This window comes from Amycolatopsis sacchari (assembly GCF_900114035.1).
In the GTDB taxonomy this organism is placed as follows: Bacteria; Actinomycetota; Actinomycetes; order Mycobacteriales; family Pseudonocardiaceae; genus Amycolatopsis_E; species Amycolatopsis_E sacchari.
The window spans coordinates 200,150-217,314 of sequence record NZ_FORP01000012.1; the positions used below are offsets into that span (position 1 = coordinate 200,150).

Below are 17,165 nucleotides of genomic sequence, written 5' to 3' on the forward strand. Positions count from 1 at the left end.
GTGTTCACCGGGCCGGAGTCGGTGCTGCCGGGGCCGTTCCGGGTGACCGAGGCGGCCGCGAGGGCGGTCGCCGCCGCGACGGTGGAGGCCGCGGAGTTGTTGCGGCTCAAGGGGATCGACCCGGGTCCGGTGTCGGTGGACCGGCGGCACGCGGCGGCCGCGTTCCGGAGTGAGCGCTACCTGCGCCTGGACGGTGAGCCGCTGCCCGGGTTGTGGGACCCGTTGACGGGGGACTACCGGGCGGCGGACGGCTGGGTCCGGCTGCACTGCAACTACCCGCACCACGCGGAGGCGGCCTGCCGGGCGCTCGGGACGGAGGACCTGGCGGCGGCGGTCGCGAAGCGGGGCGCGGAGGACGTGCAGGAGGCCGTGCTCGCGGAGGGTGGCGCCGCCGCCGCGATGCGCACTCGCGAAGAGTGGCTCGCGCATCCCCAGGGGCAGGTGCTGGCGAATCCCCCTTGGTGGCTTGGGATTCCCTCGGCTCGGCGCCGGTCGCCGGACTGTCCACTTCGGAGCGTCCGCTCGGCGGCGTGCGGGTGCTGGAGCTGACGCACGTGATCGCCGGACCGGTGGCGGGGCGCGTGCTCGCCGCGCACGGTGCGGAGGTGCTGCACGTCGGCGCGGCGCACCTGCCCGCGCTGCCCGGGTTGTGGGCGGACACGGGGCTGGGCAAGCGGTCCGCGCACGTGGACCTGCGCACGCAGGCAGGGCGCGACACGCTGTGGCGGTTGATCGGCCAGGCGGACGTGTTCCTGCAGTCCTACCGGCCGGGTGCGCTCGCGGGGCTGGGTTTCACGGCGGAGAGGCTGGCGGAGGCGCGGCCGGGGATCGTGGTGGCGGAGCTGAACGCGTACGGCTGGGACGGGCCGTGGGCGGGGCGGCGCGGGTTCGACAGCCTGGTGCAGCTGGCGTCGGGCATCGCGGCGGAGGCGGCGGTGGACGGCCCGCGGCCGTTGCCCGCGCAGTCGCTCGACCACGGCACGGGCTGGCTGACCGCGGCGGCGATCATGACGGCCTTGCGGCGACGTGCGCTGGAGGGCGGGAGCCACCGCGTGCGGTTGTCGTTGGCGCGCACGGGATTGTGGCTGGACTCGCTGGGGCGCGAGGAGGGTTCGGCCGGGGAGCTGGACGTTTCGGGGCTGCTGACCCGCACCGGGCGGACCACGCACGTGCGCGTGCCGGGGGAGCTGCCGGGAGCGCCGCCGTACTGGGCGTCGGCGGCGCCGGAGCCGGGCGGGGACGAGGCGCGGTTCGGCGGGTGAGGCCGGGTTGGGCGGCGGCGTGACTCGGCGGGGCGGTGCCGGAGCCGGGCCGCGCGCACGCGGCCCGGCGAACGGTCACGCCTGCGGCACGAGCCGCAGCGAGATGGAGTTGATGCAGTACCGCTGGTCGGTCGGCGTGGGGTAGCCCTCGCCCTCGAAGACGTGGCCCAGGTGGCTGTGGCAGGACGCGCACAGCACCTCCTTGCGCACCATGCCGAGCGAGCGGTCCTCGCGGATGAGGACGGCGTCGGAGTCGGCGGGGTCGAAGAACGACGGCCAGCCGCAGTGGCTTTCGAACTTCGTGTCGCTGCGGAACAGCTCGGCTCCGCAGGCACGGCACTCGTAGACGCCTTCGGTCTTCGTGTCGGTGTACTCGCCGGTGAACGGGCGCTCCGTGGCGGCCTGGCGGAGCACGGCGTACTCCTCCGGGCTCAGCTGCGCCCGCCATTCCTGCTCCGACTTGACCACGCGGGGGGTGGTTCCGGTGACAGGCTTCATGCCTCCCAGGTTACCCGGCGGAAAGCCACGCGATCGCCCGCACGACGATGTCCCACGAGGCCACGATCACACCCAGCACGATCAACACCACGATCGTCGCGGCGACCCACCACCGCAGGCCACCGGCCCGCGACGACGACTCCGCGAAGTCCTCCACGCGGCTCAGCGAAGCCTCGATCGTGAAGCCCGGCTCGCAGCGCTGCATCCGGTCCAGGTGCGCGGCGAACGCCTGCGCCTCGGGATCCTCCGGGTCCAGCCCGACCAGGTCGTCCTCGAAACGCGGGTTGCGCTCGCTCTCGGCCATGCCGTCAACGGTAGGCCATCAGCCCAGCTGGGTGTTCGCGTCGATGCGCAAGCCGGCCGGGGTGTTCACCACCCGCCAGTGGATGCGGCTGCCGTTGACGGTGACGTACATGTCGACCGAGCCGTCCGGGTTCGTGCCGCCCTCGGCGCGGATCTGGTTGTACGACTGCACCTTGTGCTCGGCCCAGTAGGACTGGAAGCCCTGCACCGAACCGAACACCGCCTGCGCGCCCGGCGTCAGCAGGTTCCACGCGGTCTCGGTGCCGATCTGGTCCAGGTACTGGTCCACCACCTGGCCGGCCTGGCTGTAGTTCACGGCACCGGCGTTCCCGCTCTGGCCCACCGGCGAGGCCGGGGCCGAGCTGGACGGGCTCGACGGCGGTGCCGACGTCGCCGTGCGGGGGCCGTTGCCCACGCCCTGCGCGCTCTTGCCGCCGTCATCGGAGCCGGCGGAGTTGAGCACGAAGAACAACACGACCCCGACCACCACGACGGCGGCCGCGATCGAACCGATGAGCACGTTGCGGCGCTTCGCCGCCACGCGTGCGGAGCTGTTCTGCCCGGCGGGACGCTCGGGCGGGATGAAGGCGGCCGTCGGGTTGCGCGGGGAGCGCTGGGGCGGAGCCGCGGCGACGGCACCGGTGCGCTGCCACGGCAGGCGTTCGCCCGGCGGGGGCGGCAGGGGCGGGGCTTCGGCCGCGGGAACCGCGGCCGGCTGTCTGCCCGCCGAGTACAGCGGCGGCGAGACCAGCGTGCCCGCCTTCACGTCCGGCTCGCCCGCGGCGAGCGCGGCCAGCCGGTCACGAGCCTCGGCCATGCTCGGCCGCTCCTCCGGCTCGACGCGCAGCAGGCTCATCAGCAGCGCGGTCGCCTTGCCGGACTGGCGCGGCGGGATGACCTGCCCGTTCGCGGCCGTGTAGAGCAGCGCGAGCTGGTTGCTGCTGTTGCCGTACGGCGGCTGGCCCTCCAGCGCGTGGTACAGGGTCGCGCCGAGGGAGAACACGTCGGACGCGGGCGAGGGGTCGGAGCCGCGGGCCAGCTCGGGCGCGAGGTACGCGGGCGTGCCGCCGATGAGGCCCGTCTGGGTCAGCGTGAGGTCACCGGCCGCGCGGGAGATGCCGAAGTCGGTGATCTTGGCGGTGCCGTGCTCGTCGATGAGGATGTTGGCGGGCTTGATGTCCCGGTGCACGATGCCGGCGCGGTGCGCGGCCACGATCGCCGACGCGACCTGCTGGCCGATCTTCGCGACCTCGCCGAGCGCCAGCGTGCCCTGCTCGGCGATCACCGCGGACAGGCTCTTCGACGGCAGGTACTCCATGACCAGGCACGGGTCGCCGTCCTGCTCCGCGACGTCGAACACGACGATGGCGTTGGGGTGCTGGAAGCGGGCGGCGTTCTTCGCCTCGCGCATCGCCCGCTGCCGCATGCTGCTGCGTTCGGCCTCGGACATCCCCGGCTGCGCGAGGATCTGCTTCACCGCCACCGCCCGTTCGAGGCGCTCGTCGACCGCGCGCCACACGACGCCCATGGCGCCGCTGCCGATGTGTTCGACGAGGCGATAGTGCCCTGCGATCAGCTGACCGGTGTCGATGGCGGCTACTCCTCGGAAACTGCCTGCACTTCTTGGTGGAATCGAGCGCGCACACCCTCCCCGCGCACCGCGTCGAGTGTAGCGGGCTGCTCCGTGCGGCTTCCGTAAGCTGCCCCGCGCAGGACCTTGATCATTCCGAGGGCTCCGACCAGGGCGAACCCGAGGTAGCAAGCGAGCAACGCCGGCGGCGTGCCGCCCGTGAGCGCGTCACCGAGCACGACGACCGCGACCGTGCCGGGCAGGCTGCCGAGCACCGTGCCGGCGAGGTAGGGCAGGGGGCGCACCGACAGGATCCCGCAGCAGTACGACAGCGGGGCGAACGGCACCACGGGGATCAGGCGCAGCGACGTGACCGCGAGTACGCCGCCGCCCGCGAGCCGCTCGTCCACCGTGTGCACCGCTTTCCGCCGCAGGTGCCGGGAAACCAGGTCGCGGCCGAGCAGCCGGGCCAGCCCGAAGCCGAGCAGGCCGGAGATCCCGGTGGCGGTCAGCGCGACCGCGATGCCCGCGACCGGCCCGAGGAGCAGCCCGGCGGCGAGGTTGAACACGGTGCGCGGGATCGGGGCGACGGTGAGCAGGGAGTACGCCGCGAGGAACAGCAGCGCGGTGGCCGGGCCCGCGCCCGCGGCCCAGTCGCGCAGGTGCGCCGGACTCGGCACGGGCAGCACGAAAGCCGCGGCGACGAGCACGGCGAGCACGACGACCGCGACGATCAGCTTGGTCCGGCGGGGCATGGCTTCCACGGTATTGCACGCTCTCGGCGGCTACGGTGGGGCCGTGCCCAAGAACGGTGAACCGGTCGAGTACCAGGTGGGGGAGCGGACCGTCCGCGTGTCCAGTCCCGACAAGGTGTACTTCCCCGAGCGCGGGATCACCAAGCGGCAGGTGGCCGAGTACTACCTGGCCGTCGCGGAACCGTTGCTGGCGGCGGTGGGCGAGCGGCCGACGACGCTCAAGCGCTACCCGGACGGCGTTACCGGCGAGTACTTCTACGCCAAGCGGCTGCCCAAGGGGGCGCCGCCGTGGGTGGAGACCGCGCGGATCACGTTCCCGTCCGGGCGGACCGCCGACGAGGTGTGCCCGACCGAACCCGCGGTGCTGCTCTGGGCGGCGAACCTGGGCACGTTCGACTTCCACCCGTGGCCCGTGCGCCGCTCGGACGTCGACCGGCCCGACGAACTGCGCGTGGACGTGGACCCGTCGGACGAGACCGGTTTCGACGACGCGGTGCGGGTCGCGCAGACGGTGCGCGAGGTGCTCGCCGACGCGGGGCTGACGGGATACCCGAAGACGTCCGGCGGGCGCGGCGTGCACGTCCGGGTGCGGATCCGGCCCGAGTGGGACTTCATCGCCGTGCGGCACGCCGTGATCGCGCTGGGCCGCGAGGTGGAGCGGCGGCTGCCGAAGCTCGCGACGATCGCGTGGTGGAAGGAAGAGCGCCAGGGCCGGGTGTTCCTGGACTACAACCAGGCGGCTCGTGACCGCACGATCGCCTCGGCGTGGTCGGTGCGCGGCACGCCCCGGGCGACGGTCTCGACGCCCGTGACGTGGGAGCAGCTGGCGGAGGTCCACCCGGACGACTTCGACGTGTTCACGGTGCCGCAGTGGTACGCCGAACACGGCGACCCGCACGCGGCGCTGGAGTCGGAGGCGTTCGGGCTGGAGACCCTGCTGGAGTGGTACGCCCGCGACGAGCGGGACCACGGGCTGGGGGAGATGCCGTACCCGCCCGACTATCCCAAGATGCCCGGGGAGCCCAAGCGCGTGCAGCCGAGCAAGGCACGGCCGGAGTGAAAGCGCTTTCAGGGGTTGATCAGCTGGTGCACGCGCATCAGCTTCGCGCAGGACCGCGGAGGCCCGCGCGAAGCTCGAACGGCGGAGAACCGGACGGCACTGCCCCGATGGAGACAGCCCCTCACCCCACCTGGGGCAGCACCTCCGCGGCGAGGCGTTCCATCTGCTCCGCCTGGTCGTACACCGTGGTGAGCAGGATGAGTTCCGCGCCCGCCTCCGCGACCTCCTGCACGCCGCGCACGCACTCCGCCGGCGTCCCCGCCACGGCGACGGCCTCCAGGCCCCGCTTGCCGTAGATCGCCTCGAGACCGTCGGCCATGCGGCTGCGGGCGCGGTCACCGTCGTCCTCGACGGCGACGTAGATGCGTTTCGCGATGGGGAAATCCGGGTTCTCCGCGCGCACGATCCGCACCTGCTCGGCGAACTTCTCGGTCGTCGTGGAGCCCGCGCCGAAGAAGCCGTCGCCGTGCCGGACGGCGCGGCGCAACGCGTTCGGGTGGCTGCCGCCGAACCACACGGGCGGCCCGGGCTTCTGGAACGGCTTCGGCTCCATCGGCGCCCCCGACAGCTGCCAGAACCGGCCCTCGAACGTCACCTCCGGCCGCGTCCACAGCGCCCGCATCACCTCCAGCCCCTCCAGGAACCGCGCCACCAGCGCCTCCCCGTCGACGCCGAACGCCGCGAACGGGCGCGCGCGGCCGCCCGTGCCGATGCCGACCTCCAGCCGGCCGCGGCTGAGCTGGTCCAGCGACGCGAGGCTCTTCGCCAGGTGCACCGGGTTGTGCAGCGGCGTCACGAACACCGCGCAGCCCAGCCGCAGCGTCTCGGTGCACGCGGCCGCGTAGGTCATGGTCTCCAGCGGCGACAGGTGCGGCATCGTGCCGAGGATCTGTTCCTGCGTCCACCCGCTGTGGAAGCCCAGCTCCTCGGCTCGGCGGACGTAGGCGCGGAACGTGTCGGGGTCGAACTCGCCGTCGGCGGCGAACTGGGGGATGGAGATCGCGAAGCGCATACCCGGAAATGTAGTCGCCGCGCCCGCTGTTGATCCCGGTATGAGGCTTTCCGTGCTGGACCGGTCGCGCACGCGCGAGGGGGCGAGCCACGCGGACGCGTTGCGCGACACCGTCGAGTTCGCGAAGCAGGCCGAAGCGCTGGGCTACCACCGGTTCTGGGTGTCCGAGCACCACAGCGTGCCCGGCGTGGCGGGATCCGCGCCGACCGTCCTCGCGGCCGCCGTCGCCGCCGCCACCGAGCAGATCCGGGTCGGGACCGGCGGCGTGATGCTGCCCAACCACCGCCCGCTCGTCGTCGCCGAGCAGTTCGGCGTGCTGGAGTCGCTGTTCCCCGGGCGCATCGACATGGGGCTCGGCCGCTCGGTCGGGTTCACCGGCGGGGTCCGCCGCGCGCTCGGCCACGACAAGGACGACGCCGACCGGTTCGGCGAGCAGGTCCGGGAACTGCTGGGCTTCCTCGACGGGACCCAGCGCGCCTTCCCCGGCGTGCACGCGTTCCCGGCCGAGGGGCTCCGCGTGCCGCCGTTCCTGCTGGCCACCGGCTCCGGCGCGGACCTCGCCGCCGAGCTGGGCCTGCCGCTGGTGATCGGGGCCGTGCGCGGCGAGCAGCGGATGCTGGACGCCATCGGCCGGTACCGGGAGAACTTCCGCCCGTCGTCCTGGTCGCCGTACCCGTACGTCGTCGTGTCGGTCACGGCGGCCGCCGCGGAGACCGCCGAGCAGGCCGAACGGCTGCTGGTGCCGGAGGCGTGGTCGGCCGCCTACTCCCGCACGCACGGGGTGTTCCCGCCGCTGCTGCCGGCCGAGGAGGTCCTCGCGCTGGACATGTCCGAGCGCGAACGCCGCCTGTTCACCGAGGCGATGCGCGGGCAGATCCGGGGCACCGCCGAGGAAGCCGCGCGCGAGCTGCGCGCGCTGGCCGAGCGGTCGGGCGCCGACGAGATCCTGCTGACCACCAGCACCTACGACCGGGCCGAGATGCTCGACTCCTACTCGCGGCTCGCGGACAGCTTCCTGAGCCGGACCGCCACCACGGCGAACACCACGATCGTCAGCCAGATGTAGGCGTTGTGGTAGAGGAAGCCGAGGCCGTGCCAGTCGGGGAAGTCGAGCACGGTGCCGTGCTCGACGCCGAGTAGCGGCAGCACGTTGCCGGACACGAGGAACGCCGTGACGACGAGCGCGAGCCACGCCCCCCACGCCCGCGGCCGCAGCGAGGCGTCGAGCAGGCACACCAGCAGCGCGCCGAGCCACACCCAGTGGTGCACCCAGCTGTAGGGCGAGACGAGCGTCGTCGCCAGGCCGCACAGCACCACCGCGAGCAGCTCCTGGCGGCCGAACGACAGGCGCCGCGCGAGCCACAGGCACAGCAGCGCGAGCGCCACCGCCGCGAGGAACCACACGACCTTCCAGCCGCCGCCCAGTCCGATGTCCCGGGCGAACATGCCGCGCAGCGACTCGTTCGAGGGGTTCTCCGGCACGCCCACGCGCGTGGGGTCGGCGAAGGCGCCGGACCAGTACGTCTTCGAGTCGTGCGGGAGCACCAGGAACCCGAGCACGACGGTGCCGACGAGCGACGCGGCCGACACCGCCGCCGCCCGGTACCGCCGCGTGAACAGGAAGTACCCGATGAAGAAGGCCGGGGTCAGCTTGATGCCGGCCGCGATGCCGGTGAGCACGCCCTTGCCGCGGAACGAGTCCGGCAGCAGCGCGTCGACCAGCACCAGCGCCATCAGCGCGAGGTTGACCTGCCCGAACGCCATCGTCTCGCGCACCGGCTCGCACCACAGCAGCAGGGCCGAGACGGGCAGGCTGAACACGACGAGCCGCAGGTCGCGGCGGTAGTTCAGCAGCGCGAGCGCGGCCCACACGGCGACCGCCAGCACGAGGAAGTTCCCGATGCCGCCCACGTAGGAGAAGGCGACCCCGGTGATCTTCGCCAGCGGCGCGAACAGCAGCGCCGAGAACGGGGTGTAGACGAACTCCCACTCGCCGCGGGTGTGGCCGAGCAGCGGCGTGTCGTACACCGACGTGCCGTCGAGCACGCGTTCCCCGGCGATGCGGTACACGCCGAGGTCGAGCAGGTGCAGGTGGCTGCCCACGTCCTCGAGCAGCTCCTTGAGGAACCAGCCCCCGGCGAGCACGCCCAGCACGAGGATCGCCCAGAAGGCCGGTGCGGGCAGCACTCGCCTCTCCGGGGCCGAGGGCGACGGCGCGGCTGCCGGAGCCTCGACGGCGGATGACGACACGGCTTACCCCCAGTGTGGGACTTGACCAATGGCGACTGCCAAGCGTAACGGCAGACGGCGACCGCTCCTAGGCGGGGCAGAGCGTGCCGTTCGCGGGCACCCTTCCGTCCACGAGGAATGCCCGCACGACCTCGCCCACGCAGGGGGAACCCAGCGCCCCGTGCCCCGCGCCCTGCCACGAGACCCGCACCGCGCTCGTCATCTGCTGGGCCGCGCGCGTCGTGCCGGTTTCCGGCGTGACCGGGTCGGCCTTCGTGCTCGTCACCAGAACGGGTGGCAGCCCGGCGACTCCGAGTGACGGCAGCGCTTCGGTGCGTCCCGGCCACGGCAGGCACCACAGGAGGCGTTGCGTGACGAGCCCGCCGAACAGCGGGGAGCGCTGCCGGAGGGTCTCGGTCAGCGTGCTGACCTGGTTCACCGGGAGCCGGGTGGTGCTGTCGTTGCACAGGGTCGCGAGCGCCGCGTCGAGCCTGGACGGCGCCAGCGGTGAGCCGTTGAGCAGCGGCGCGACGAACGCGGCCAGCGGGGTGGCGTTGCCGGTGCGGGCGGACTGGATTGCGTTCGCCAGCTCCGGCCAGCGCGTCCGGTCCGCGAGCCCGGCGAGGACCGCGTTGAGCGCGACACCCGGCCCGAACTGCACCCCGTTCGCGAGCGTCGGCGGCGCCGCGCGCACCTGGTTCAGCAGTGCGGTGACGACGCCTGCGGCGTCCTTGCCCAGGGGGCAGCCGCGCGCCGCGCAGTCGGCGCCGAACGCTTCGAGCGCGGCCTGCTGCGCCGCCGCGAGTTCACCCAGGACGGTGCCGGGATCGCTGGACGGGTCGGGCATGCCGTCCAGCACCACGCGGCCGACCCGGCCGGGGTAACGGTCGGCGTACGCGGTCACCACGTCGGCGGCTTCCCCGCGGGCGAGCACGTTCAGCTTGGGCACGCCCAGGTCCTCGCGGACGCGGTCGAGGTCGCCGGCCGTGCGCCAGCTGTCCAGCGCCTGCTGGGTGCTGCCCAGCTCGATCGCGCACTGCTGCCCCGCCCGGCGCGCCGCGTCGAGCACGGTCTCCAGCTCGCCGCCCGCCGGGTCCTGGGAGAGCAGCGCGCCCCGCACGTCGCTCGGCACGCAGCCGACCGGGTCGGACTCGCCCGTGCCGCGGCGGTCGACGCCGACGAGGGAGAACCGCTGCAGCAGCGCGGGGGGCACGAGCGCCGCCAGGTGCGCGGCGTAGAGCGTGCCGCTCTCGCCGTCGATGTCGTTGAGCACCACCAGCGGGATCGGGCCGTCGCCCGCCTTGAGCACCGCGATGCGGGTCTGCACGCGGCCGGGCAGGTCGGGCGCGTCGAGCACCGACTGCACCTCGCCGCAGCTGAACCGGAGCGAGGCGGGCACCGCGGGGGGTTCCAGGCGGGCGCGCACCTGGGCGTCGCAGTCCGCCCAGTCGATCGACGGGGCCTGCGGGTCGGTCAGCGGTGGCAGCGGCACGGCCTGCGTCGTGCTCACCGGGCTCGACGCGGCGGGCTCGTCGTTCTCCACCACCGCCGGGCGCTGCGAGGGCCCCGCCGTGCACCCGGCGACCAGACCGGGCACCAGTACGGCGAGCAGCAGCAGGAAAGGCCGGCGGAGCAAGACGGATCCCCTCATCCTTCGTCGCGTTCTGCTCCGACCTTCGCACGCCGCCGGTGAGCGGCGGGTAAGCGGGTCAGGGTAGCCGGACCTCGCCCTTGAACACCGCGTCGAGGTCGTAGCGGACGGGTTCGTCGAGCTGCGCGTAACCACACGAGGCGGGCTCGCGGTCGGGGCGCCAGCGGACGAACTGCGCGGTGTGCCGGAAGCGCGCGGGATGACCGCCTTCGGTGTGCTCGTAGGCCACCTCGACCACCCGTTCCGGGCGCAACGGCACCCACGCCGCTTCGGTGCTCCGCCAGCGCGTGATGCCACCGGGCAGCCGCTGCCCCTCCACCGGGCGGTCGCCGAGCCACGGGTGCTCGCCCTCGGTGATCAGGTCGGCGAGCTCCCCGGCGAGTTCGCGGCGGCGGGCGACGGGGAACGAGCCGACTACGCCGACGTGGTGCAGCACGCCGTTGTCGTCGTAGAGCCCGAGCAGGAGGGAGCCGACGGCCTGTCCCGGCTCCGAATCCTTGTGCCACCGCAGGCCCGCCACGACGCAGTCCGCGGTGCGGGTGTGCTTGTACTTGGCCATCACGCGTTTGCCCGGCGCGTACGGCTCGTCGAGCGGCTTGCCGATGACGCCGTCCAGCCCGGCCCCCTCGAACAGCGTGAACCAGTCGCGCGCCACGGCGGCGTCCGTCGTCGCGGGCGTGATGCCGAGGCCGCCACCCACCAGTTCCTCCAGCCGGGGCCTGCGGGCGCTCGTCGGTTCGTCCACAAAGGACTCACTGCCGAGCGCGAGCAGGTCGAAGGCGACGAACGTGGCGGGGGTCTGCTCGGCGAGCAGCGTGATCCGGCTGGCCGCCGGGTGGATGCGCTCGGTGAGCGCGTCGAAGTCCAGCCTGCCCCCTCGGGCGACGACGAGTTCGCCGTCCAGCACGACCTGCTCCGGCAGTACCGCCGTCAGCTGCGTCAGCATCTCGGGGAAGTAGCGGTTGAGCGGTTTCCCGGCCCGTGACTGGAGCGTCAGCTCGTCCCCGTCGCGGAAGACGAGGCAGCGGAACCCGTCCCACTTGGGCTCGAACAGCCACCCGGCCTCGTCGGGGATCTGCTTCGCCGGACGGGCGAGCATCGGCTGGATCGGCGGCGACAGCGGCAGCATGCCGGCCATTCTGCCTCAGCGCGGCAGCGGGAGCGTGCGTTCGAAGAACACCAGCGGGCCCTGCAGCGGGTCCTCGTAGAGTTCCTGGAAGCGGAACCCGAGCGCGCGGACCAGGCCGATCGAGGCCGCGTTGTCCGCGGCGATGGTCGCGTAGACGCTGGAGGCGTCGCCGGTCGAATACGCCCAGTCGGTGAGGGCGCGGATCGCCTCGGTGGCGTAGCCGCGGCGCCGGTGGGCGGGCAGGACCTCGTAACCCAGCTCGACCACGCCGAGTTCGTCGGGCGGGTGGTGGAACCCGGCTTCGCCGACCAGTTCACGGGTTTCGCGCAGCACGAGCGCGCGGGAGAGCCACGGCGAGGCGGCCGGGTCCTCGCGGACGGCGGCGAGGTTCTCCTCCGCGGGGAGGATGTCGAGCCAGTCGTCGCTCACGGCCGCCTGGAGCTCCGCGGCGAGCCCGGCGGTGTCCCGCCCGACGGCGAGCCGCAGCGCGTGCTCGGACAACTCCACCAGGTCCAGGCGCGCGGACCGGAGAGCGGGCATGCCTTGAGCGTAAGCGGGCTTCCCGCGAACGCCGCCGCCGGCTGCTCTTGATCTCCAGTCCGCTGGAGGTTTTACGGTCGGCGCATGGCACTGAGGGAGTATTCGCAGGAGGAGCTGGCCGCGCAGCCGATCGGCGCGTGGACGGGGGAGGCGTACCGGCGCGTGGTGGGTGCGCTGCGCGCGCAGCTGGCCGTCGAGGACCTCACCCAGCCGCACTGGTGGACGCTCAACCACGTCGCGGGCGCTCCCGGCCGGTGGACCCGCGCGACGCTGGTCGAACGGCTGGCGAAGTACGAGGACCTCGGGATCGACTTCGACGACGTGTTCGACGACCTCGTGGCGCGGGGCTGGCTGGTCGAAACCCCGGAGGGCATGACGTTGACGGAGGCGGGAGAAGCGGGACGGCGGCGGGCCGAGGAGCGCAACCTGCGGGTGCACCGGCAGATGCACGAGGGCATCGACACCGCCGACTTCGTGACCACCGTCAACGTCCTGCGCCGCCTGGTCGCGAACCTCGGCGGGGACGGCGACCTGCCCGGCTGAGCCTAGGCGGCCTTCCGGTACCGCAGCATGGAAAAGCCGTCCTCGTAGAGGATCGACTCCAGCTGGAGGCGGTGGGGCTCGCTCGCCGTGCGGCCCATCGCGATGCGGGGGCCTGCCGCCCCGGCCAGCACCGGGGCGACGGTGAGGCACAGCTGGTCCACCAGGTCCTCCGCGATCAGCTCGCCGAACAGGTGCGGCCCGCCTTCGCAGTCGATCCGCCGCAGGCCGCGGGCGGACAGTTCCTTCAGCGCGGCCGTGAGGTCGATCATCTGCTCGCCCGCGATCAGCACGTCCGCCCCGGCCTCGGCGAGCGCGGCCCGGCGGTCCTCCGGCGCGGCGGCGGTCGTGATGACGATCGGCGGCACCTTGGTGTCGGTGAACAGCGCCGAGGACGGGTCGATCCGCGCGCTGCCGCTGACGACGGCGATCGGCGGCAGGTCGGACAGCCCGAGGCGGCGGCGCCGGGCCTGCCGCTCGGGGTTGGTGCGCGCGCCCCGGTACCCCTCGGCACGCGCCGTGCCCGCGCCGACGAGCACCACGTCGGCGAGGTCGCGGCCGAGCAGGAAGATCCGCTTGTCCGCGGGGGAGGACAGGCCCTCGGACGCGTCGTCGAGGGTGGCGGCGCCGTCGGCGGAGGCGACGAAGTTCACCTGCACCCACGGCCGGTCGAGGTCCCGCGGGTAGCCGTAGAGCCGCTCCAGGTCGTCGTCGGTCACGTCGTCGAGTGGGGTCGGCCACAGCATGCGCATGCCCGGAATCCTAGTGACCGCCCAGCACTACCCTCGGGCTATGCACCTGACCGACCGCCGTCCCGAGATCAGCCCCGACGAGCTGATCTCGGCGCTCGTGCCGCCGCCGCGGTTCGACGCCGTCCGGTTCTCGACCTACATCCCGAACCCGGACGAGCCGAGCCAGGCGCAGGCGGTCGAGTCGTGCGAGGCCTTCGCCGCGCGGATCTCCGCGCGGTCGGGCAGGAAGTCCCGGTTCTTCGGGTTGTTCGGCGGCGGCGAGGACGACGGCGGCAAGCAGGGGCTCTACCTCGACGGCGGGTTCGGTGTCGGCAAGACGCACCTGCTGGCTTCGACCTGGCATGCGGCGCCCGGGCCCAAGGCGTACGGCACGTTCGTGGAGCTGACGAACCTGGTCGGCGCGGTCGGGTTCGCCGAGGCGGTGCGGCGGCTGTCGGAGCACAAGCTGCTCGCGATCGACGAGTTCGAGCTGGACGACCCCGGTGACACGACGCTGGTGAGCCGCCTGCTGCGGGAGCTGACCGACGCGGGCGTGTACGTCGCGGCGACGTCGAACACGCTGCCCGACAAGCTGGGCGAGGGCCGGTTCGCGGCCGAGGACTTCCTGCGGGAGATCCAGTCCCTGTCCGCGCGGTTCTCCGTGACCCGCGTCGACGGCCCCGACTACCGCCACCGCGGCCTGCCCGAACCGCCCCCGCCCGCCGACGACGCGGCGCTGGAGGAGTCCGCGGCCGCGCACGAGGGTTCGACGATCGACGACTTCGACGCGTTGTGCGAGCACCTGGCGAGCCTGCACCCGTCCAAGTACGGGCGGCTCGTCGACGGCGTTTCGCTCGTGCACCTGCGGGGGGTGCACGCGGCGCCGGACCAGAACGTCGCGCTGCGCCTGGTCGCGTTCGCCGACCGGCTCTACGACCGGGCGATCCCGGTGCTCGCCTCGGGGCAGCCGCTTTCGCAGCTGTTCACCGAGGAGATGCTGCAGGGGGGCTACCGGAAGAAGTACCTGCGCGCGGTGAGCCGGCTGATGGCGCTCGCGCGGGATGCGTCGCCAGCGACAGCGTGAGCACGCACGCCACCGCGAAGCAGGTGCCGCCGACGACGTCGAGCGGGTAGTGGTAGCCGGAGCCGACGAGCCCGAACCCGGCCGCGACGGTCACGACGGCGGCGGCGGACACGGTGACCGCACGCGCGGTGCCCGGCCTGGCGAGCAGCACCAGCACGGTCAGCACCGAGACGAGGCCGACCGTGTGCCCGCTCGGGTAGGCGAGGTAGCTGCCGATGTGGTGGTCGAACAGCGGTTTGAGCAGCCACGTGTTGAGCGCCAGCGGCACGGTCGGCCCGGCGAGGCAGAGCAGGACCGCGGCCCGGTCGCGGCGCAGCGCCGACACGGCCACGGCGAGCGCGACGAGCGGGATCAGCACGTACGGTTCGGTCGGGCGCAGGAACAACGACAACAACTCAGGCAGCGCGCTCCCGTCGCCGCGGCCGCGCATGAGCGGTTCCGGTGACCAGACCCCGAGCACGACCACGACGGCCAGTGCCGTTGCCGCCGCGCCGATCCGTGCCTTCACCGCCGCCAGGATACTGACGCCGTGCACGTGGAAACCCTCGCGACGCGGCCGGACCTGCTCGACGCGGCGCTGCGGATCGGTGACATCGGCTTCGAGTTCCTGCAGCACGACGAGATCGGCACGCTGACGAGGGCGGCCCGGCTCGCGCGCCGCTGGCCGGAGCACTTCCTGGTCCTCCTCGACGGCGGCGAGCCGGTGGCGCGCGCGGTGGGGGTGCCGGTGGCGTTTCCCGCGCCGGGCCGGGAGGAACTGCCCGACACCGGCTGGGACGGCGCGATCCTGTGGGCCGCCGAGGACGCGCTCGACGGCCGCCGCCCGACCGCGCTCGCGGCGCTCGACGTGCAGGTGGCGCTGGGGCGGCGCGGGGAAGGGATCGCGGCGGAGGCGTTGCGCGTGCTGGAGGAGTCCGCACGCGGGCTGTCCCGCCTGGTGGTGCCGGTGCGCCCGACGACCAAGGCCCTGGAACCGCACGTGCCGATGGCGGAGTTCGTGGCGCGTTCGGCCCATCGGACAACGGCTTTCGGTCCATTCGTCCACCGTCGAAGGTGCGCTGGTGCCCGTGCTCGCCTCGGTGGCGCACGACTTCGCCGTGTACGTCGAGCCCAACGTGTGGGTGGAGTACTAGCCCGTCGGCGTCCCGATCCGGTCCCGCTCCAGTGCGGCGCGCAGCAGTGAGAGGGCCCGGGCGGCGGCCGACAGCTGGGCTTCGGTCAGCGGGCCGCCGAGCAGTTCCGACAGGCGCTCCGTGACGGTCCGCTCGGCGGCCTCGGCCAGCTGCGCTCCCTCGTCGGTCAGCACCAGCAACGACGACCGCCGGTCGGCCGGGTTCGGCTGCCGCGCGATCCAGCCGCGCTGCTCCAGGCGGTCCATCCCCTTGCTGGTCGCCCCGATGCCGATGACGAACTCGGCCGCCAGTTCCGCGACTCGTGCGCCGGGGTGTTCGCGCAGGTAGCGCAGGAACTCGTACTGCGACGTGACGATGCCGTGCCGCTCCCGCAGGCGGTCGTTGAGCGCGTTGTACAGACGCGTCTCGCAGCGGACCAGGTCGGCGAACAACGACTTATATTCCACGGCATATACTGTAGCGGCATGTACTTTTGGAAGGAGCGGGGATGAGCAAGGCGCAACGGGAAAAGATCGACGCGATGCTGCGTGCGCCGCGGCCGGCGGGGCCGCGTTCGGTCGAGGCGATCCGGGCGGGCTTCGCGGAGCTGATGGCGACCATGATCGTGCCGGACGGGATCCGCACCACGGAGACGGAACTCGGCGGCCACCGGACGCTGCTGGTCGAACCGGAGGGCGAGGCGCGCCCGGGCACGATCCTGTACTTCCACGGCGGTTCCTTCGTGTTCGGCTCGCCGGAGACCGCGCTGTCGCTGACCGGGAACCTGGTGGCCAGAACCGGTTTCAGGGCGTTGTCGGTGGACTACCGGCTCGCGCCGGAACACCCGTTCCCCGCCGCGATCGAGGACACGGTCAGCGCCTACCGCGCCCTCCTCGAAGGTGGTGCGGACCCCGCGACTGTCGCCTTCGCCGGGGACTCGGCCGGCGGCGGCCTCACCGTCACGACGTGCCTCGCGGCCCGCGCCGCCGGCCTGCCGCTGCCCGCCGCGATCGTGGCGTTCTCGCCGGGGCTCGACGCCACCAGGACGGGCGAGAGCATGGACAGCAAGGCGGGCATCGACCCGCTGTTCACGCGCGAGGGCCTGGAGTACACGGGATCGATGTACCTCGCGGGGGCGGACCCGGCCCAGGAGCTGCTGAGCCCCGCGGTGTTCGCCGACCTGACGGGGTTCCCGCCGATGCTGCTCCAGGTGGGCACGAACGAAATCCTGCTGGACGACTCGACGCGCCTGGCGGCGCGCGCGAGGGACGCCGGGGTCGACGTGATCCTCGACGTCGTCGCCGGCGTGCCGCACGTGTTCCAGTCGTTCGCGGGCGTGCTCGACGAGGCCGACGAGGCACTCGACCGCGCCGCGCTGTTCCTCACCCAGCGGCTCTAGATGTGATGTCCAGGGAGGTTGGTCAGCCGGGTGATGGGGGGTTTGCCGCCGGTTGAGCTGTGGGGTCGGTGGTGATTGTAGAAGTGCAGCCAGCCTGGTAGCGCGGCCCGGCGCAGTGTTTCGGATGGGTAGAAGCGGGCGTAGGCCCAGCCCTCGGCCAGGGTGCGGTGGAACCGTTCGAGCTTGCCGTTGGTTTGCGGCCGGTAGGGCCGGGTCCGTTTCGGGGTGATTCCCAGCTCGGTGCACGTGTCGCGCCAAGCGTGGGACCGGTAGGCCGACCCGTTGTCCGA

19 protein-coding genes and 1 pseudogene are annotated in these 17,165 nt (G+C 73.1%); 7 read left to right on the forward strand and 13 right to left on the reverse strand.

Going from position 1 to position 17,165, the window contains the following annotated elements:
* Positions 1-1,262: pseudogene (locus tag BMZ92_RS21070) on the forward strand (CoA transferase).
* 75 nt (positions 1,263-1,337) lie between these two features.
* Here the strand turns inward: BMZ92_RS21070 and msrB are convergent.
* From msrB to BMZ92_RS21090, 4 genes are all read right to left on the reverse strand, one after another.
* On the reverse strand, positions 1,338-1,760 hold the full coding sequence (gene msrB, locus BMZ92_RS21075; RefSeq protein WP_091510310.1) for a peptide-methionine (R)-S-oxide reductase MsrB: 423 nt from the start codon (positions 1,758-1,760) through the stop codon (positions 1,338-1,340).
* A gap of 10 nt (positions 1,761-1,770) precedes the next feature.
* On the reverse strand, positions 1,771-2,064 hold the full coding sequence (locus tag BMZ92_RS21080) for a hypothetical protein (protein WP_091510314.1): 294 nt from the start codon (positions 2,062-2,064) through the stop codon (positions 1,771-1,773).
* Between the two features lie 18 nt (positions 2,065-2,082).
* Complete coding sequence (locus tag BMZ92_RS21085; RefSeq protein WP_245783171.1) at positions 2,083-3,591, reverse strand: serine/threonine-protein kinase; 1,509 nt, start codon at positions 3,589-3,591, stop codon at positions 2,083-2,085.
* 68 nt (positions 3,592-3,659) lie between these two features.
* Positions 3,660-4,388, reverse strand: a complete 729-nt coding sequence (locus BMZ92_RS21090) for a TVP38/TMEM64 family protein (protein WP_091510317.1) — start codon at positions 4,386-4,388, stop codon at positions 3,660-3,662.
* 43 nt (positions 4,389-4,431) lie between these two features.
* Between BMZ92_RS21090 and ligD the strand changes: the two genes are divergently transcribed.
* Positions 4,432-5,448, forward strand: coding sequence for a non-homologous end-joining DNA ligase (gene ligD, locus BMZ92_RS21095; protein WP_091510319.1), 1,017 nt, complete (start codon positions 4,432-4,434; stop codon positions 5,446-5,448).
* Between the two features lie 121 nt (positions 5,449-5,569).
* On the opposite strand, the gene BMZ92_RS21100 is transcribed toward ligD, so the two are convergent.
* Positions 5,570-6,460 (reverse strand): LLM class flavin-dependent oxidoreductase, encoded by an 891-nt coding sequence (locus BMZ92_RS21100; RefSeq protein WP_091510321.1) that lies wholly within the window; start codon positions 6,458-6,460, stop codon positions 5,570-5,572.
* A 40-nt stretch (positions 6,461-6,500) separates the two neighbouring features.
* Between BMZ92_RS21100 and BMZ92_RS21105 the strand changes: the two genes are divergently transcribed.
* Positions 6,501-7,526 (forward strand): MsnO8 family LLM class oxidoreductase, encoded by a 1,026-nt coding sequence (locus BMZ92_RS21105; RefSeq protein ID WP_091510323.1) that lies wholly within the window; start codon positions 6,501-6,503, stop codon positions 7,524-7,526.
* Here BMZ92_RS21105 and BMZ92_RS21110 read toward each other — a convergent pair.
* From BMZ92_RS21110 to BMZ92_RS21125, 4 genes are all read right to left on the reverse strand, one after another.
* Positions 7,451-8,647: a glycosyltransferase 87 family protein gene (locus BMZ92_RS21110; protein ID WP_245783172.1), complete on the reverse strand. Its 1,197-nt coding sequence runs from the start codon at positions 8,645-8,647 to the stop codon at positions 7,451-7,453. The two genes, BMZ92_RS21105 and BMZ92_RS21110, sit on opposite strands and share 76 nt — an antisense overlap.
* A gap of 130 nt (positions 8,648-8,777) precedes the next feature.
* Positions 8,778-10,340 carry an alpha/beta hydrolase gene (locus tag BMZ92_RS21115; RefSeq protein WP_091510326.1) on the reverse strand — a complete coding sequence of 521 codons (1,563 nt, stop codon included), beginning with the start codon at positions 10,338-10,340 and terminating at the stop codon, positions 8,778-8,780.
* A 58-nt stretch (positions 10,341-10,398) separates the two neighbouring features.
* A complete protein-coding gene (locus BMZ92_RS21120) occupies positions 10,399-11,469 on the reverse strand; it encodes an ATP-dependent DNA ligase (RefSeq protein ID WP_091510390.1) in 1,071 nt (356 codons plus the stop codon).
* 15 nt (positions 11,470-11,484) lie between these two features.
* A complete protein-coding gene (locus BMZ92_RS21125; protein ID WP_091510328.1) occupies positions 11,485-12,009 on the reverse strand; it encodes a GNAT family N-acetyltransferase in 525 nt (174 codons plus the stop codon).
* 84 nt (positions 12,010-12,093) lie between these two features.
* On the opposite strand from BMZ92_RS21125, the gene BMZ92_RS21130 reads away from it, so the two are divergent.
* Entirely contained in the window at positions 12,094-12,552 is a 459-nt protein-coding gene (locus BMZ92_RS21130; protein WP_091510330.1) for a MarR family transcriptional regulator, read from the forward strand.
* A gap of 2 nt (positions 12,553-12,554) precedes the next feature.
* Here BMZ92_RS21130 and BMZ92_RS21135 read toward each other — a convergent pair whose 3' ends face one another.
* The gene (locus tag BMZ92_RS21135) at positions 12,555-13,301 is read right to left on the reverse strand and encodes a pyrimidine reductase family protein (protein ID WP_091510333.1); all 747 of its coding nucleotides are present in this window, start codon (positions 13,299-13,301) and stop codon (positions 12,555-12,557) included.
* A 40-nt stretch (positions 13,302-13,341) separates the two neighbouring features.
* Between BMZ92_RS21135 and zapE the strand changes: the two genes are divergently transcribed.
* Positions 13,342-14,364, forward strand: a complete 1,023-nt coding sequence (zapE, locus tag BMZ92_RS21140) for a cell division protein ZapE (RefSeq protein WP_091510335.1) — start codon at positions 13,342-13,344, stop codon at positions 14,362-14,364.
* On the opposite strand, the gene BMZ92_RS36930 is transcribed toward zapE, so the two are convergent.
* Positions 14,264-14,872 (reverse strand): phosphatase PAP2 family protein, encoded by a 609-nt coding sequence (locus tag BMZ92_RS36930; RefSeq protein WP_143249905.1) that lies wholly within the window; start codon positions 14,870-14,872, stop codon positions 14,264-14,266. The genes zapE and BMZ92_RS36930 overlap by 101 nt on opposite strands.
* A gap of 21 nt (positions 14,873-14,893) precedes the next feature.
* On the opposite strand from BMZ92_RS36930, the gene BMZ92_RS21145 reads away from it, so the two are divergent.
* Positions 14,894-15,547 carry a Long-chain-fatty-acid--CoA ligase gene (locus BMZ92_RS21145; RefSeq protein ID WP_245783173.1) on the forward strand — a complete coding sequence of 218 codons (654 nt, stop codon included), beginning with the start codon at positions 14,894-14,896 and terminating at the stop codon, positions 15,545-15,547.
* Here the strand turns inward: BMZ92_RS21145 and BMZ92_RS21150 are convergent.
* Complete coding sequence (locus tag BMZ92_RS21150; RefSeq protein ID WP_091510337.1) at positions 15,494-15,943, reverse strand: MarR family winged helix-turn-helix transcriptional regulator; 450 nt, start codon at positions 15,941-15,943, stop codon at positions 15,494-15,496. The genes BMZ92_RS21145 and BMZ92_RS21150 overlap by 54 nt on opposite strands.
* 41 nt (positions 15,944-15,984) lie before the next feature.
* Between BMZ92_RS21150 and BMZ92_RS21155 the strand changes: the two genes are divergently transcribed.
* Complete coding sequence (locus tag BMZ92_RS21155) at positions 15,985-16,875, forward strand: alpha/beta hydrolase (protein WP_091510339.1); 891 nt, start codon at positions 15,985-15,987, stop codon at positions 16,873-16,875.
* Here the strand turns inward: BMZ92_RS21155 and BMZ92_RS21160 are convergent.
* Positions 16,872-17,165: integrase core domain-containing protein (locus tag BMZ92_RS21160; RefSeq protein WP_143249906.1), on the reverse strand; the 294-nt coding region annotated here is incomplete at its 5' end. The two genes, BMZ92_RS21155 and BMZ92_RS21160, sit on opposite strands and share 4 nt — an antisense overlap.

Coding starts and splice junctions, on each gene's coding strand:
- msrB (WP_091510310.1), bottom strand. CDS start 1,760: ATGAAGCCTGTCACCGGAACCACCCCCCGCGTGGTCAAGTCGGAGCAG.
- BMZ92_RS21080 (WP_091510314.1), bottom strand. CDS start 2,064: ATGGCCGAGAGCGAGCGCAACCCGCGTTTCGAGGACGACCTGGTCGGG.
- BMZ92_RS21085 (WP_245783171.1), bottom strand. CDS start 3,591: ATGGGCGTCGTGTGGCGCGCGGTCGACGAGCGCCTCGAACGGGCGGTG.
- BMZ92_RS21090 (WP_091510317.1), bottom strand. CDS start 4,388: ATGCCCCGCCGGACCAAGCTGATCGTCGCGGTCGTCGTGCTCGCCGTG.
- BMZ92_RS21100 (WP_091510321.1), bottom strand. CDS start 6,460: ATGCGCTTCGCGATCTCCATCCCCCAGTTCGCCGCCGACGGCGAGTTC.
- BMZ92_RS21105 (WP_091510323.1), top strand. CDS start 6,501: ATGAGGCTTTCCGTGCTGGACCGGTCGCGCACGCGCGAGGGGGCGAGC.
- BMZ92_RS21115 (WP_091510326.1), bottom strand. CDS start 10,340: ATGAGGGGATCCGTCTTGCTCCGCCGGCCTTTCCTGCTGCTGCTCGCC.
- BMZ92_RS21120 (WP_091510390.1), bottom strand. CDS start 11,469: ATGCTGCCGCTGTCGCCGCCGATCCAGCCGATGCTCGCCCGTCCGGCG.
- BMZ92_RS21125 (WP_091510328.1), bottom strand. CDS start 12,009: ATGCCCGCTCTCCGGTCCGCGCGCCTGGACCTGGTGGAGTTGTCCGAG.
- BMZ92_RS21130 (WP_091510330.1), top strand. CDS start 12,094: ATGGCACTGAGGGAGTATTCGCAGGAGGAGCTGGCCGCGCAGCCGATC.
- BMZ92_RS21135 (WP_091510333.1), bottom strand. CDS start 13,301: ATGCGCATGCTGTGGCCGACCCCACTCGACGACGTGACCGACGACGAC.
- zapE (WP_091510335.1), top strand. CDS start 13,342: ATGCACCTGACCGACCGCCGTCCCGAGATCAGCCCCGACGAGCTGATC.
- BMZ92_RS21155 (WP_091510339.1), top strand. CDS start 15,985: ATGAGCAAGGCGCAACGGGAAAAGATCGACGCGATGCTGCGTGCGCCG.